At 45.1% G+C, this 15,590-nt stretch carries 13 protein-coding genes; 2 read left to right on the forward strand and 11 right to left on the reverse strand.

Annotated elements, in window-relative coordinates; genetic code table 11:
• Positions 1-286 precede the first annotated feature (286 nt).
• Positions 287-1,174, reverse strand: coding sequence for a zinc ABC transporter substrate-binding protein ZnuA (znuA, locus tag CAG60_RS16000; protein WP_161439409.1), 888 nt, complete (start codon positions 1,172-1,174; stop codon positions 287-289).
• A gap of 78 nt (positions 1,175-1,252) precedes the next feature.
• On the opposite strand from znuA, the gene znuC reads away from it, so the two are divergent.
• The gene (znuC, locus tag CAG60_RS16005; protein WP_004394804.1) at positions 1,253-2,038 is read left to right on the forward strand and encodes a zinc ABC transporter ATP-binding protein ZnuC; all 786 of its coding nucleotides are present in this window, start codon (positions 1,253-1,255) and stop codon (positions 2,036-2,038) included.
• Positions 2,031-2,819 (forward strand): zinc ABC transporter permease subunit ZnuB, encoded by a 789-nt coding sequence (znuB, locus tag CAG60_RS16010; protein WP_161439410.1) that lies wholly within the window; start codon positions 2,031-2,033, stop codon positions 2,817-2,819. Before znuC ends, znuB begins: the two co-directional genes overlap by 8 nt.
• A gap of 55 nt (positions 2,820-2,874) precedes the next feature.
• Here the strand turns inward: znuB and CAG60_RS16015 are convergent, their stop codons facing one another.
• From CAG60_RS16015 to sdhC, 10 genes are all read right to left on the reverse strand, one after another.
• A complete protein-coding gene (locus CAG60_RS16015; RefSeq protein WP_158144818.1) occupies positions 2,875-4,293 on the reverse strand; it encodes a Na+/H+ antiporter NhaC family protein in 1,419 nt (472 codons plus the stop codon).
• Positions 4,290-5,450, reverse strand: a complete 1,161-nt coding sequence (locus tag CAG60_RS16020) for a trans-sulfuration enzyme family protein (protein WP_161439411.1) — start codon at positions 5,448-5,450, stop codon at positions 4,290-4,292. The genes CAG60_RS16015 and CAG60_RS16020 overlap by 4 nt, the downstream gene beginning before the upstream one ends.
• 369 nt (positions 5,451-5,819) lie before the next feature.
• Complete coding sequence (sucD, locus tag CAG60_RS16025; RefSeq protein ID WP_004394800.1) at positions 5,820-6,692, reverse strand: succinate--CoA ligase subunit alpha; 873 nt, start codon at positions 6,690-6,692, stop codon at positions 5,820-5,822.
• On the reverse strand, positions 6,692-7,858 hold the full coding sequence (gene sucC / locus CAG60_RS16030; RefSeq protein ID WP_161439412.1) for an ADP-forming succinate--CoA ligase subunit beta: 1,167 nt from the start codon (positions 7,856-7,858) through the stop codon (positions 6,692-6,694). Before sucC ends, sucD begins: the two co-directional genes overlap by 1 nt.
• A 172-nt stretch (positions 7,859-8,030) precedes the next feature.
• On the reverse strand, positions 8,031-9,239 hold the full coding sequence (odhB, locus tag CAG60_RS16035) for a 2-oxoglutarate dehydrogenase complex dihydrolipoyllysine-residue succinyltransferase (protein ID WP_161425577.1): 1,209 nt from the start codon (positions 9,237-9,239) through the stop codon (positions 8,031-8,033).
• A gap of 28 nt (positions 9,240-9,267) precedes the next feature.
• Complete coding sequence (gene sucA, locus CAG60_RS16040; protein ID WP_161425578.1) at positions 9,268-12,078, reverse strand: 2-oxoglutarate dehydrogenase E1 component; 2,811 nt, start codon at positions 12,076-12,078, stop codon at positions 9,268-9,270.
• Between the two features lie 85 nt (positions 12,079-12,163).
• Positions 12,164-12,874 carry a succinate dehydrogenase iron-sulfur subunit gene (locus CAG60_RS16045; protein WP_004394796.1) on the reverse strand — a complete coding sequence of 237 codons (711 nt, stop codon included), beginning with the start codon at positions 12,872-12,874 and terminating at the stop codon, positions 12,164-12,166.
• A 14-nt stretch (positions 12,875-12,888) separates the two neighbouring features.
• Positions 12,889-14,655: a succinate dehydrogenase flavoprotein subunit gene (sdhA, locus tag CAG60_RS16050; RefSeq protein WP_154170478.1), complete on the reverse strand. Its 1,767-nt coding sequence runs from the start codon at positions 14,653-14,655 to the stop codon at positions 12,889-12,891.
• Entirely contained in the window at positions 14,656-15,000 is a 345-nt protein-coding gene (sdhD, locus tag CAG60_RS16055; protein ID WP_040904157.1) for a succinate dehydrogenase, hydrophobic membrane anchor protein, read from the reverse strand.
• Positions 14,994-15,386, reverse strand: coding sequence for a succinate dehydrogenase cytochrome b556 subunit (gene sdhC / locus CAG60_RS16060; RefSeq protein WP_040904155.1), 393 nt, complete (start codon positions 15,384-15,386; stop codon positions 14,994-14,996). Before sdhC ends, sdhD begins: the two co-directional genes overlap by 7 nt.
• Positions 15,387-15,590: the final 204 nt, after the last annotated feature.

The following is a 15,590-nucleotide window of genomic DNA, read 5'->3' on the forward strand; positions in this document are numbered from 1 at the left end:
CAAGAAAAGTAATGGGCATTTTATACCGAACACATGTCAATAGACAGATTTTGGCTACTGATATGAAGCGTAATTATCAGCCAACTTCCAAAAGTGCGAGATCAGTAAGCATCTCTAAACAAAAGATCAGCGGATATCAGCATCAATCATGCTTATCGGCGATATAGAGGGTAATTAGCATAATCACAGATCGCTAATACTACTGACGCGTTAAGTCAAAAAAGAGACGGTTTAGTCAAAGAAGCTGCGGGGTAACACCTCGACAGCTTCTTATCATAAGCAATCGTTATTGAGATAAGCAGTTATAAAAACTATTCGATAACTGGTGTAGAAACTCAAAATAACTCCCTGATTGAACGGGAATGTTAGAGCCTAAAGGATCAAGCACACCAATATGAACGTTACTACCACGGACAACGGTTTCGATCACTGCGGGTTGAAATTGTGGCTCAGAGAAAACACATTTGGCTTGATTATCAGTTAATGAACGGTGAATGCTGATCAACGTTTTAGCGCCCGGTTTACGCTCTGGGCTTACGGTAAAATGACCAATATTATTTAAGCCATAATGCTGCTCAAAATAGGCATAGGCATCATGAAAAACGTAATATGATTTAGATTTAACCGCCGCTAACTGCTTAGCGATCGATTGATCCGTCGTATCGAGTTGGTCAAGAAAGCGAACTAAATTCGCCTCATACTGTGGACGATGCTCTGGATCCATTTCGCTTAAACGCTGCGTGATCGCTTGAGCCACTTGTTTTACTTGCGCCACTCCAAGCCAAAAATGAGGGTCATGAGTACCATGACTGTGTCCATCATGATCATGGTGATGATGCTCCTCTTCTCCATAAGCTCGGAGCTCTAAATTAGGGATCTGACTGAGAGTTAGTATATTAGGATGCTGGCTTAAAGAACGCTCTAAGAAAGGTTCAAGATCTGGACCAAACCAAATCACTAATGAAGCTTCACGAATCCGCTTTACATCTGAAGGACGCAGGGCATAATCGTGCGGTGACGCATTCGCAGACAGCAATACCTCCGGTTGACTGACGTTTTCAGTAAGCTCATAAGTAATCATTTGAATCGGTTTAATACTGGTCAAAATGCTGCTCGCCCAACCCGAGAAGGGAAAAGCAATGAGCAAAGTACACAGTGTGAATCGAGATAGCATGGTAATTTCCTGCTGGTAGCGTTGATGACTGCGAAATGTTACATTATAACATCACCCAATTGCAAACGAGTTTCTTTCATGTCAACACTCATTGAAATGCATGACATCTGTGTTGATTTCAATCAGCGCCGAGTTCTAGATAAGGTTAGCCTGTCTCTATCCAGAGGTAAAATAACCACCTTAATAGGTCCGAATGGCGCGGGAAAATCGACGTTAGTCCGTGTGTTACTTGGTTTACATCAACAAAATTCTGGCACTCTTTCACGAGATAAGACTCTCAAAATTGGCTATGTGCCACAGAAATTGAAGTTAAACGATACGCTCCCCCTCAGTGTCAGTCGCTTTCTTCGTTTGGCTGGAAAATACAGTCAACAAGAACAATTAGAGGCGCTACGTTTAGTTGGCGCTGAGCATCTTATTAACCACGATATGCATAAATTATCTGGTGGTGAGAATCAGCGTGCGCTATTAGCACGAGCTTTGCTACAACGTCCTGATTTATTAGTGCTTGATGAGCCAGCGCAAGGAGTCGATGTTCAAGGACAAATCGATTTGTATGATCTTATCGACACCATTCGCTTGCGATTTAACTGCGCCGTTTTCATGGTCTCGCACGATTTACATTTAGTGATGGCCAAAACCGATGAAGTGATCTGTTTACATCACCATATTTGTTGTTCGGGTTCACCAGCGGATATTTCTCAACATCCAAGCTATCTCGCATTATTTGGTCATCGTAGCAGAGAAACCCTCGCTTTTTATCAACACAAACATCAGCATCATCATGATTTAGCTGGACAACCGGTTAAGGGTGACGCTCAAGCCTGTTCACATCATTCACACGGTCATCACCACCATGATTGAGTTTTTACTTCCTTCTATCGCAGCTGGAATTGGCATCGCGATTATTGCTGGCCCTCTCGGCTCTTTTGTCGTCTGGCGGCGTATGGCTTATTTTGGCGACACTCTCGCTCATGCATCATTGCTTGGTTTGGCGCTCGGTTTTTTACTCGATATCAACCTCTACTTTGCCCTGCTGGTGTGCAGTCTAAGTCTGGCTGTTATATTAGTGACCATGCAACGCCAGCAATTAATTGCCACCGATACCTTACTGGGAATTCTTGCTCATAGCTCTCTCTCACTGGGGCTCATTGCCGTGAGCTTTCTCGATAATGTACGTATTGATTTGATGAGTTATCTATTTGGCGATTTACTGGCCGTCAGTCCTGCGGATTTATGGTTTATTTGGAGTGGCGTCGCTGCGGTGAGTCTTGCGGTTTATCTCTTTTGGCGACCGCTACTTTCCAGTAGCGTTAATGAAGAATTGGCCAGTGTTGAAGGGGTCAACATTGAATTAATGCGACTGGTATTGATGCTACTGATTGGATTAGTCATTGCCGTCGGGATGAAGTTTGTTGGCGCGTTAATCATGACTTCATTAATGATTATCCCAGCCGCTACTGCCAGACGCATCGCCAAAACGCCAGAGCAGATGGCCCTATTGGCCTCGCTAATCGGCATTATTTCTGTATTGATTGGAATCTCGCTCTCATGGCAATTTGATACCCCAGCCGGCCCTTCTGTGGTGGTTAGCGCAACCATGATGTTTATGCTCAGTCAAACACTTGGCCGCCGTTCATCTTAACCCGCATGCTTAACCAAAATATAAAGGCCTGATGAAACAGGCCTTTATATTATCCCTACCAACTACCTAAAAAGGCAAAAAGCACACAGCTTATCAAACCAATCACAAGGATATAAGGAAACTGGGTACGGATATGGTCAATATGGTCATTGCCCGTCGCCATAGAAGATACAATACCAGTATCACTGATCGGAGAGGTCATATCGCCAAATATCGCACCTGATATCGAAGCGCCAATCAATAAATGTGGGTCGAGATCGGCTGCGACACCAATTTGAATGCCAATCGGAATCATGATCGCAAACGTTCCCCATGACGTTCCAGTTGCCAGAGACATCACCGCCGCAATCAGAAATACAAACGCTGCCGAAAGCTCTGCAGGTAATACTCCATCAATCAATTGGGTAATGTATTGCCCAGTTTGCAAATCGGCAGATAAATCCCCGACCAAAAAAGCCAATGACATGATGGCTCCCAATGGGATCATATCCGAATATCCAGCGAGTAAGTGGCGAAAAAAAGCATCCAACGATAAAACTCGACCACCGACAAAATAAACCAGTGAAATCAAAGTACCCGCCATCACCGCCCAAAAGACAGCTGTCGATCCTGAGCCTGCGGTAATATTGCCATTTCCGGTAACCCATAATCCCAATGGAACCATAAAAATAATGGTCAGTAGTGGTACGATAAAATAGCTTGCTTTACCGTTAACAGTGACAGGTTCAACTTGTTGGTTACCAGCAATCGGTAAAGCACCTTGTCTCAATACTTGTCCTTGCAATGCCCGCTTGTCAGCCTTGGCCATCGGCCCCCAACTCACTCCCGAAAAAATATAAAACAGCACACCGAGTAACGATAACCACGCCATCAAGTTATAAGGCATCGAAGCAAGCAAGATAGAAAAAGGCTCCCCCTCTAAATAGCCTCGACTGATTTGTACGCCGATGATTGCCATCATTGCCGCCCCCCAGCCATTGATCATTACACTTGAACAGGTGGCCACACACGAAGATTGAATCACATAGGCCATTTTCTCGCGTGATACTCGATAATGATCGGCTAAGTCACGACTCACCGTTCCTGCTGACATTAAAGAAATTGAGCTTTCAATAAAAATAACCATGCTGGTTAACATGGCTAACAACTGTACCGCGATAGGGCTTTTGACCAGTTGGGCTCGCTCTGTTAATCCGTGAATAATCGCTTGCGTTCCCCCTGTAATTTGAATCAGCCGAATAATCCCCCCGACCATAAAGCAGAATAAAATGGTGCGAGTATTCCCTGCGCTAGCAAATACATTGATATAACTGTCTAATGCATCGGCAATACCGGCTAAGGGGTTAAAACCAGCAATCACCGTATAACCAACCACAGCACCGATCAATAAAGACAAAATCACTTGCCGAGTCAGCACTGCTAGAGCAATCGTTACCAGCGGTGTCAATAATGTCCATACACCGTAATCCGTCATACGGACTCCGCGGAAAGCGCATTGAGCAAATCAGCAATTAAGTCATCACTGTCTTCAATTCCTACCGATAAACGAAATGTAGTATCAAAAATCCCCATCGCTTGACGCTCTGTTTCACTCATCGAACCATGGGACATTGATGCCGAATGGTTGATCATACTTTCTACACCACCCAGTGATTCAGCCAAAATAAAATAACGTAATCGACTTAAAAAGCGTTGGCTATCTGTGCGATTACCTTTGAGTTGAATGGTAACGACGGCTCCTCCTGAACGCATTTGTGATTGGCATAATGCATAGTGAGGATGCGTTGCTAAACCTGGGTAATAGACTGCTTCTATCGCAGAATGACCACTGAGCGCTTGTGCCACTTTCAATGCATTATCACACTGACGCTGCATACGTAAATCGAGAGTTTTTAAGCCGCGTAAAGCAAGATAAGCATCGAAAGGTGACGCGATGGCACCTACCGTTGTTTTGGCAAAATCTATCCGTTTCGCTAGCTCAGGATCGGCAGTAATCAACGCACCACCAATCATATCCGAATGACCACCAATGTATTTACTGGTCGATAGCATCACCAGATCGGCACCGAGAGTTAATGGCGTCTGATTCCAAGCGGTAGCAAAGGTATTATCAACACAGGTCAATACACCATGACGACGGGCAAAAGCACACACTTGCTGAATATCCACCAGTTCTAATAATGGATTGGTTGGCGTTTCTATCCAAATCATCGCGGTATTGTCTTGCATCACCGATTCAATGGCAGCTAAGTCGTTCAAATCGACATAATCGACCGTTAAACCATTGTTATGTCTACGTAGTTTTTCAAATAAACGATGTGTGCCACCATAAACACCACGCATGGCAATGATGTGCGCATTTTGAGTTAACAGTTCAAGCGCTAATGCGGTCGCTGCCATACCAGAAGCCGTTGCTGTCGCATAAGTTCCTTGCTCTAAGGCAGCAAGTGCACTTTCGTAAGCGTAACGCGTTGGATTTGCCACTCGTGAGTAGCCATAATCAGCAGACTGTTCGAGATCGGTTTGAATAAAACTACTCGCGGTGTAAATAGGGGGGAAGGCTGCATTGTGACCAGCATCATGCTGATCGCCACCATGGACTGCCAATGTAGCAAAGCTTGGTTTTTTCATGATTTCATCCACATAAGATTTGATGAGTTTTAAACAATGCATTACTGATAATGCAAAAGAAGGCAGTGAAATTATTCTATTTGATAGCTCGTTCTAGCTCATAAAAAGGCATAGAGTTTCCAAATGAGACAAGAAGTAACATTGTATTACTTTTCTGCTCAGTGAAGAAAATAGAATTCGCTTCTATGTTATATCCTTACGATTGAAACATCAGCGGTGTTGGCTATATTCGACACCGTTACCTTTAGCTATAAGGGCTCACTTACTTGCCGTCTACTCACTATTCCTAGTGGTTTGGGAATATTCTAAAAATAATAAAAAAGCCTCCGCAGCAGGGAGGCTCTATATAAGCAACGGAAGTTTACGTCTTTACCAACCGGTGACTTCACGTAACGCTTGACCAATATCCGCCAAACTTTTTACTGTTTTAACGCCTGCCGATTCTAGCGCAGCGAATTTCTCTTCTGCGGTGCCTTTACCACCAGAAATAATCGCACCAGCATGGCCCATACGCTTACCCGGAGGTGCGGTAACACCAGCAATATAAGAAACAACAGGCTTAGTCACATGCTGTTTAATAAACGCAGCCGCTTCTTCTTCCGCTGTACCACCGATTTCACCGATCATCACAATCGCTTCGGTTTCAGGATCGTCTTGGAACAGTTTTAGAATATCAATAAAGTTAGAGCCAGGAATTGGGTCACCACCGATACCAACACAAGTTGATTGACCAAAACCTTCATCGGTGGTCTGTTTAACCGCTTCGTAAGTTAAAGTACCTGAGCGCGAGACAATGCCCACTTTGCCTTTCTTATGAATGTGTCCTGGCATAATACCAATCTTACATTCATCAGGAGTGATCACTCCAGGGCAGTTTGGACCAATCATCCGTACTCCGGTTTGCTCCAACTTGACCTTAACATCAATCATATCGATTGTCGGAATACCTTCGGTAATGGTCACGATCAGCTCGATACCAGCATCAATGGCTTCTAAAATAGCATCTTTACAAAATGGCGCAGGTACATAAATCACTGTCGCTGTGGCACCAGTCGCTTCAACCGCTTCACGTACAGTATTAAACACAGGCAAACCAAGATGAGTTTGACCGCCTTTACCCGGAGAAACACCACCCACCATTTGGGTACCATAAGCTAATGCTTGTTCAGAATGGAAAGTACCTTGACCACCGGTAAATCCTTGGCAAATGACTTTGGTGTCTTTGTTAATTAATACCGACATTATTTGCCCTCCGCAGCAGCAACAACTTTACGCGCAGCGTCAGTCAATGACTCTGCTGCAATGATATCTAAACCCGATTTTGCCAACACATCACGACCAAGTTCAGCGTTAGTCCCTTCAAGACGAACAACCACTGGCACTTCAACACCGACTTCTTTTACCGCGCCAATAATCCCTTCGGCAATCATGTCACAGCGTACAATACCACCGAAAATATTCACCAATACCGCTTTAACATTGTCATCGGAAAGAATGATCTTAAACGCTTCAGCCACACGCTCTTTTGTTGCGCCACCACCAACGTCTAAGAAGTTTGCAGGTTTGCCGCCGTGTAAGTTAACAATATCCATGGTTCCCATCGCTAGGCCAGCACCATTAACCATGCATCCCACGTTGCCATCGAGAGCGACGTAGTTCAATTCCCACTGCGCTGCATGAGCTTCACGGGCATCTTCTTGGCTAGCATCGTGCATTTCACGCAGTTTAGGCTGACGGTATAAGGCATTTGAATCGATATTGATTTTACCATCGAGGCACAATAAATTACCTTCACCGGTAATCACTAACGGGTTTATCTCTAGTAGAGCAAGATCATACTGCGTAAACATCTCGCTTAAGCCCATGAATATTTTTACAAACTGCTTAATTTGGTCACCTTGCAGACCAAGCTTAAATGCCAATTCACGACCTTGATAAGCTTGCGCACCGACTAATGGATCGATCGCCGCTTTATGGATAAGCTCAGGGGTTTCTTCTGCAACTTTCTCGATTTCTACTCCGCCTTCTGTTGAAGCCATAAACACGATTTTACGTGTCGCGCGGTCAACAACCGCGCCTAAGTAAAGCTCATTGGCGATACTTGATGCTTCTTCAACTAGGATTTTAGACACGGGCTGGCCATTCGCGTCCGTTTGATAAGTTACTAGGTTTTTACCAAGCCACTTTTGAGCAAAGGCTTTCACTGCATCTTTACTTTCATGCAGTTCGACTCCACCTGCTTTACCACGCCCACCGGCGTGAACCTGACACTTGACGACTTTCTTTACTGTACTAATCCGTCCTGCAGCTTCAAAGGCTTCTTGTGGGGTATCACAGGCATAACCTTCAGGGACTGGCAAACCGAATTCGGCAAATAGCTGTTTTGCTTGGTATTCATGCAAATTCATTGTGTTATTCCATTTATGTATTTTTATTCCATAGAGCCCAATACATGGTTGGACTTTACGTCTGTAGGGGTACTCTGAGTGAGTAGCCAAATGGCTTTAAACAAGGCCGGGCGTTGAGCTAGCCCGGCTTTTTACGAGTTAATGATGAGGACGAAGCCCTCACCGACTAACATTACACGTCTAGAAGCAGACGTGCAGGATCTTCAAGTAGCTCTTTGATTGTCACTAAGAAGCCAACAGATTCACGACCATCAATTAAACGGTGATCGTAAGACAGTGCGAGATACATCATTGGTAAGATTTCAACCTTACCATCAACCGCCATTGGGCGATCTTGGATCTTATGCATTCCCAAAATTGCCGCTTGTGGTGGGTTAATGATCGGCGTTGACATTAATGACCCAAATACACCGCCGTTAGTGATGGTAAAATTACCACCAGTAAGCTCTTCTACCGTTAACTTACCGTCACGACCTTTCAGCGCCAGTTCTTTAATGCCCTTTTCAATTTCCGCCAGACTGAGCATATCGCAGTCTTTCAGAACTGGCGTAACTAAACCACGAGGGGTTGACACTGCCATACTGATGTCAAAATAATTATGATAAACAATGTCTTGACCATCAATCGATGCATTGACTTCAGGATAGCGTTTTAAGGCTTCAGTTACCGCTTTAACGTAGAAAGACATAAAACCAAGACGAATGCCGTGTTTTTTCTCAAACAGATCTTGATACTGTTTACGCAGTTCCATAATCGGCTTCATGTTGACTTCATTGAACGTCGTCAGCATCGCGGTACTGTTTTTCGCTTCTAACAGACGCTCAGCAACGCGTTTGCGTAAACGAGTCATTGGTACACGCTTTTCACTGCGAGCGGCCACTGGTAGTGGCGCACTTACTGGTTGTGCTGTTGGAGCTGCCGCTTGGTTTTTCGCTAAGTAGGCGTCGACATCTTCACGTGTAATGCGACCACCCACACCTGAACCTTTGACTTGATCGGGCTCTACATTATGCTCCGCCAGCAAACGGCGTACCGCTGGGCTTAACGCATCATTAGACTCTTCACTGAGTACGGCTTTATGGCGTTTATCCGGAGACGGTTCGGTCGAAGCGGTCGAGTCTGCTGTTGGTTCACCAGCAACGGCACCTGGTTTAATCCGCGCCAGTAGCTGCTTAGACAGCACGGTGGCACCCTCTAACTCTAAAATCGACTCAAGTATCCCCGCTTCAGGAGCGGGTACTTCCAACACTACTTTGTCGGTTTCAATTTCAACCAGCACTTCATCACGAGCGACAGCATCACCTGGCTGTTTATGCCATGTCGCTACGGTGGCGTCTGCTACTGATTCAGGTAGATCTGGAACCAGAATTTCAACTGTCATATCGGTCTTTTCCTTTTACTTCTTGTTCTTAGGCTAGGGTCAAAGCGTCTTCAATTAACGCTTTCTGCTGTTTCAAGTGTACCGACATATAGCCCACCGCCGGTGATGCTGATGCTGGTCGACCCGCATATTTCAAATCCGCCCCTGCAGGAATAGCGGCGCGGAAATTGTGTTGGCTACTGTACCAAGCGCCTTGGTTTTGTGGCTCTTCTTGACACCAGACATAATCAACGACATTGGTATAAGGTGCGATTGCCGCTTGTACTTCTTCAATCGGGAACGGATACAGTTGCTCGATACGAACAATAGCCACATCATCTTGCTGATTATTTCTGCGTTGCTCGAGCAAATCGTAATAGACCTTGCCAGAGCAGAAAACAACTCGCTTAACTTTTGCTGCATCCAACGGATCAATCTCACCAATCGCTGGTAAAAACGAACCGTTAGCCAACTCTTCCATACTTGAGGTACAAAGTGGATGACGTAGCAAAGATTTCGGTGACATGACAATCAATGGACGGCGCATTTTACGTACCACTTGACGACGTAGCATGTGATAAACCTGAGCTGGCGTTGAAGGAATCACCACCTGCATGTTTTGCTCCGCGCAAAGCTGTAAGTATCGCTCTAAACGCGCAGAAGAGTGCTCCGGTCCTTGACCTTCATAGCCGTGAGGTAACAACATGGTCAAGCCACACAATCGGCCCCACTTTTGTTCGCCTGAAGAGATAAACTGGTCAACGACAACTTGTGCACCATTAGCAAAGTCACCAAACTGCGCTTCCCAAATGGTTAAACCGCCAGGCTCCGCTGTTGCATAGCCATACTCAAAAGCCAATACTGCTTCTTCTGATAACACAGAATCGATGACTTCAAATGGACCTTGTTTGGTATGAATGTTCGCCAAAGGAACATAAGTACTGGCATCGGCTTGATTATGTAAAACCGAGTGACGATGGAAGAATGTTCCACGACCAGAATCCTGACCAGAAATGCGAATACGTTTGCCATCGTCAACCAATGTTGCATAGGCAAGAGTTTCAGCCATTCCCCAATCGAGCATTTTTTCACCAGAAACCATACTCATTCGATCATGGTATATTTTCTCAACTCGACTTTGCAGCTTATGACTGTCTGGATACTGGCAAATTTTTTCTCCCAACTCTTTTAGGCGAGCAAGAGGGAATTGATTGTCCCAATTTTCATTCCATTCACGATTAATATAGGGAGACCAGTCCACAGAATGCATGGTCATTGGTCGCCACTCTTTAACCACCACTTCACCATGATCCAGCGCATCACGGTACTCATTCACTAATTGAGTCGCGGTTTCTAAATCACACTCGTTGCGCTCAGTTAGAATGTCCGCATAAATTTTACGTGGCGTCGGATGCTTCTTAATTTTCTGATACATCAACGGCTGAGTCGCATTAGGCTCATCCGCTTCGTTATGGCCATGACGACGATAACAAACCAATTCAATCACTACATCACGCTTAAACTCATTACGGTAATCGAGCGCCATACGTGTAACAAAAGCAACCGCCTCTGGGTCATCCGAGTTAACATGAAGAATCGGAGCCTGAACCATCTTTGCAATATCAGTGCAGTACATGGTTGAGCGCGTATCGCGAGGATTGGAGGTGGTAAAACCGACTTGGTTATTGATAACAATTCGAACCGTTCCACCGACACAGTAGCCGCGAGCGAGAGACATGTTAAACGTCTCGGCAACGACACCTTGTCCAGCAATCGCTGAATCACCATGGATAGTAATTGGTAACACTCGACTCCCCTCAGAATCGCCTAGACGATCTTGACGAGCACGAACCGAACCAATCACCACCGGATTAACAATTTCTAGATGCGAAGGGTTAAATGCCAACGCTAGATGAACATCACCGCCAGGGGTTGCGAAGTCTGCGGAGAAACCTTGGTGATACTTAACATCACCGGTGCCCCACGTTTCATCATGCTTACCAGCAAACTCGTCAAACAGATCCTGCGGCTTTTTACCCAATACGTTAACCAACATATTCAGGCGTCCGCGGTGAGCCATACCGATTACCACTTCACGCATACCATGAGTACCCGCATGACGAATTAACTCTTTCATCATCGGAATTAACGCATCGCCACCTTCCAGTGAGAAACGTTTTGCGCCGGGGAATTTAGCGCCAAGATAACGCTCCAAACCTTCTGCAGCCGTTAATTCATCTAAGAACGTACGCTTTTCTTCTAAAGTGAAAGTCGGCTGACCTAATACAGGCTCTAGACGTTGTTGAATCCATCGTTTTTGCTCAGTATCAATGATGTGCATGTATTCCGCACCCACTGAGCCACAGTAGATTTTATTTAACGATTGGTAGATATCTTTCAACTTCATGGTATCCGCGCCAACGGCAAAAGAGCCGACGTTGAACGTTTCTTCCATGTCATCTTCAGTTAAGTTATGGAATGAGGGATCGAGTTCCGCCACTGGTGGGCGTTTCCATAAACCAAGAGGATCTAATTGGGCAGCTTCATGACCGCGGAAACGGTAAGCGTTAATAAGCTGTAGAACTTTTACTTGTTTTGCATCGACTTCAGGATCACTAACTTGGACATTGTAATGCTTTGTCTCTTGGGCAAGCCGACGGAAGTAGTCACGGACACGCGAGTGTGGTTGTTCAACCACATGATCAGGCTGCATAGGCAGACCATCAAAAACACGTTTCCACTCCTCACTCACCAAATCGGGATCACTTAGATACAGTTCGTAGAGATCTTCTACATAAGTTGCATTGGCGCCAGCCAAGTGTGAAGACTCGAGCCATGCCTTCATCACGCCGTTGTGCATTATTTTCCCTTAACCAGTAGTTTTCACGTTTGCTGCGGTCTATGCCGAGCTATAAAGGCAGGCCCGAAGGCCTGCAATTTTTCATCTAAACCGAGCGGTTGACCAACATCGACTTGATATGGCCAATTGCTTTTGTCGGGTTTAATCCCTTAGGACAAACACTTACACAATTCATGATGCCATGGCAACGAAAAACGCTAAATGCATCATCAAGATTTGACAAGCGCTCATCTGTTGCCGTATCGCGGCTATCAATTAGCCAACGATAAGCCGCCAACAATCCCGCCGGACCGATAAATTTATCCGGATTCCACCAAAAAGAGGGGCAAGACGTTGTACAACATGCACACATAATACATTCATACAATCCATCCAAATGTGCGCGATCTTCCGGTAACTGGAGATGCTCACGAGAAGGAGGAATTTCACCATCAGAAATCAAAAATGGTTTCACTTTGGCGTAGTTATCGTAGAACTGTGTCATGTCGACGATTAAATCACGCACCACCGGCAAGCCCGGTAATGGGCGAATAACTATTTTACTGCCTTTCAAAGCGGAAAGCGGGGTAATACAGGCTAAACCGTTTTTACCATTCATGTTCAAGCCATCAGAACCACACACACCTTCACGGCAAGAACGACGAAAAGCAATCGATGGGTCCTGTTCTTTCAGTAAGATCAGTGCATCGAGCACCATCATGTCTGAACCTTCTGCGACGTCGAGCACATACTCTTTCATGTATGGCTTACTATCAACATCAGGATTGTAACGATACAAAGAGAAGTTAAGTTTCATAATTGAGTCCTCCCTTAGTATGTACGTGCTTTAGGTGGAAAAGCATCACGATGAATCGGCGTCATATTGACATCACGCTTATTCATTTGTTCGGTTTCTGGATCGTAAATCGAGTGGCACAACCAATTCGCATCATCACGTTCTGGATAATCAAAACGAGCATGCGCACCTCGGCTTTCCGTACGATAATTGGCTGCGACTGCGGTAGAAAACGCCGTTTCCATTAAGTTATCTAACTCTAAGCATTCGATACGCTGAGTATTAAATTCTTTTGATTTATCGGCCAAGTGTCCGTTTTTCAGACGTTCACGGATCACTTTTAACTCTTCAAGTCCGGTTGCCATCGCATCACCTTCACGGAATACCGAGAAGTTGTTTTGCATACAACGTTGCAGATCTTTACGAATTTGTACTGGGTCTTCGCCACCGGTACTGTTTTCCCAACGCATGGTTCGCGCTAATGACGCTTCAATATCTGACTCGGTTGCTGGGCGAGCTTCACTTTGTGCGGCTAGCGTTTCACCAAGGTGTAATCCTGTCGCGCGGCCAAAGACCACTAAATCTAATAATGAATTACCACCAAGACGATTTGCGCCATGTACTGAAACCGAAGCAATTTCGCCACAAGCGAACAGACCTTGCACTTCAATATCTTTGCCGTTTCTATCTTGTTTGATGGCTTGACCAGAGACCTGAGTCGGCACTCCACCCATCATATAATGACAAGTAGGAATAACAGGAATCGGCTCTTTAACTGGGTCAACATGGGCAAAAGTCCGAGACAGTTCGCAAATACCTGGTAGACGGGATTCAAGAACATCTCGACCTAAATGGTCTAGTTTCAGCTTAATGTGTGGACCCCATGGGCCATCACAACCACGGCCTTCACGGATTTCAATCATCATTGAACGAGCAACCACGTCACGGCCAGCTAAGTCTTTCGCATTAGGCGCATAGCGCTCCATGAAACGTTCACCATCTTTATTTAATAGATAGCCACCTTCTCCACGACACCCTTCTGTTACTAACACACCAGCGCCAGCAATCCCTGTTGGGTGGAATTGCCACATTTCCATATCTTGCATGGGTACACCAGCGCGTAAGGCCATGCCTACCCCGTCACCAGTATTGATGTGCGCATTGGTCGTTGACGCATAAATTCGCCCAGCGCCGCCAGTAGCCAGTACCGTCGCTTTCGATTTAAAGTAGCAAATTTCACCGCTTTCCATACACAACGCTGTACAACCTAACACCGCACCATCTTGGTTCTTCACTAGGTCCAGAGCATACCACTCGGAGAAAATCGTCGTTTTATACTTAATGTTCTGCTGATATAGGGTATGTAATAACGCATGACCCGTACGGTCGGCGGCAGCGGCGGTACGCGCGGCTTGCTCACCACCAAACTCTTTCGATTGACCACCAAATGGGCGTTGATAAATCGAACCATCTTCAAAACGAGAAAATGGCAACCCCATACGCTCAAGCTCAATCACCGATTGAGGGCCATTTTTACACATATACTCAATCGCATTCTGATCACCAATGTAATCTGAACCTTTGACGGTATCGTACATGTGCCACTGCCAATCGTCTTTGTGCGAGTTACCCAAAGCAACAGTAATACCACCCTGAGCAGAAACCGTGTGTGAACGAGTTGGGAACACTTTAGACAACAAGGCGCAGGTTAGGCCTTGTTCAGAAATTTGAAGTGCAGCACGCATGCCTGCACCACCAGCACCGATAACCACGGCATCGAATTCACGAACAGGAATAGTCACTTACACACCCCACAGTACAAATAGGCCAGAGAAAAAGTATCCAAATAACACGGCAATAACGACCAATTGCAAAACACTACGTAACTTTGAGCACTTTACGTAATCGGTCAACACTTGCCAGAGCCCTATCCAACCATGAATCAGAATGCAAACTAAGGTCAACATGGTGAACACTTTAGTGAAAGTGCTAGAGAAAAATTGGGTCCATGTTAAATAGGTAATATCAGTGAAAGCACAAAACAACACTACGTAAAGGGTATAAAGAGTCATAATAATTGCAGTAGCACGGATTAAGAGATAATCGTGTACCCCATTACGACCAAATGAAGAAACATGCTTTACCATACTAATACCCCCGCTAGCACTGATAACACTAACGTGATTACCAATGATATCTTGGCACTCAATGCGCCACTTTCTAACTCTTCAAAATACCCCATATCCATAAGAAGATGACGTATACCACCGACAATATGATAGGCCAACGCCGTTAAGATGCCCCAAAGAACAAACTTGACGAAGAAGCCATTAACGATATGACTTGCCTCCATAAATCCCATTGGTGATGACAAAGAGAGGGACAGTAACCATAACAATATACCGACCGCCACAAACGTTATGATCCCAGCGATACGGTGCAGGATAGAAACGATGGCGGTGATCGGAAAGCGTATAGTCTGCAGATCTAGATTAACCGGTCTTGACTTTCTTTCTTTCACGGGCTTGCTCACTCAGCTCTAATTGAAGCATTTATAGTTATCGATGAAATTTGGCAACAAACCGACAAAACTTAACATTTAATTAACATATAAGCCGAGATAAGCCCACCTTAAGTGTAAAATAAATGTTAACAACAAGGTTGAGTGTTTTTACCTTGAATTGTTTTGAGCTTTGAATTTATAAGGTTTTTACCAAAATTTGCTACGCCTTTATAC

The organism is Vibrio sp. V33_P6A3T137 (assembly GCF_009904835.1).
In the GTDB taxonomy this organism is placed as follows: domain Bacteria; phylum Pseudomonadota; class Gammaproteobacteria; order Enterobacterales; family Vibrionaceae; genus Vibrio; species Vibrio metschnikovii.

Excerpts from the sequence above, each read along its gene's own strand:
- znuA (WP_161439409.1), bottom strand. The coding sequence starts at position 1,174 with ATGCTATCTCGATTCACACTGTGTACTTTGCTCATTGCTTTTCCCTTC.
- znuC (WP_004394804.1), top strand. The coding sequence starts at position 1,253 with ATGTCAACACTCATTGAAATGCATGACATCTGTGTTGATTTCAATCAG.
- znuB (WP_161439410.1), top strand. The coding sequence starts at position 2,031 with ATGATTGAGTTTTTACTTCCTTCTATCGCAGCTGGAATTGGCATCGCG.
- CAG60_RS16015 (WP_158144818.1), bottom strand. The coding sequence starts at position 4,293 with ATGACGGATTACGGTGTATGGACATTATTGACACCGCTGGTAACGATT.
- CAG60_RS16020 (WP_161439411.1), bottom strand. The coding sequence starts at position 5,450 with ATGAAAAAACCAAGCTTTGCTACATTGGCAGTCCATGGTGGCGATCAG.
- sucD (WP_004394800.1), bottom strand. The coding sequence starts at position 6,692 with ATGTCGGTATTAATTAACAAAGACACCAAAGTCATTTGCCAAGGATTT.
- sucC (WP_161439412.1), bottom strand. The coding sequence starts at position 7,858 with ATGAATTTGCATGAATACCAAGCAAAACAGCTATTTGCCGAATTCGGT.
- odhB (WP_161425577.1), bottom strand. The coding sequence starts at position 9,239 with ATGACAGTTGAAATTCTGGTTCCAGATCTACCTGAATCAGTAGCAGAC.
- sucA (WP_161425578.1), bottom strand. The coding sequence starts at position 12,078 with ATGCACAACGGCGTGATGAAGGCATGGCTCGAGTCTTCACACTTGGCT.
- CAG60_RS16045 (WP_004394796.1), bottom strand. The coding sequence starts at position 12,874 with ATGAAACTTAACTTCTCTTTGTATCGTTACAATCCTGATGTTGATAGT.
- sdhD (WP_040904157.1), bottom strand. The coding sequence starts at position 15,000 with ATGGTAAAGCATGTTTCTTCATTTGGTCGTAATGGGGTACACGATTAT.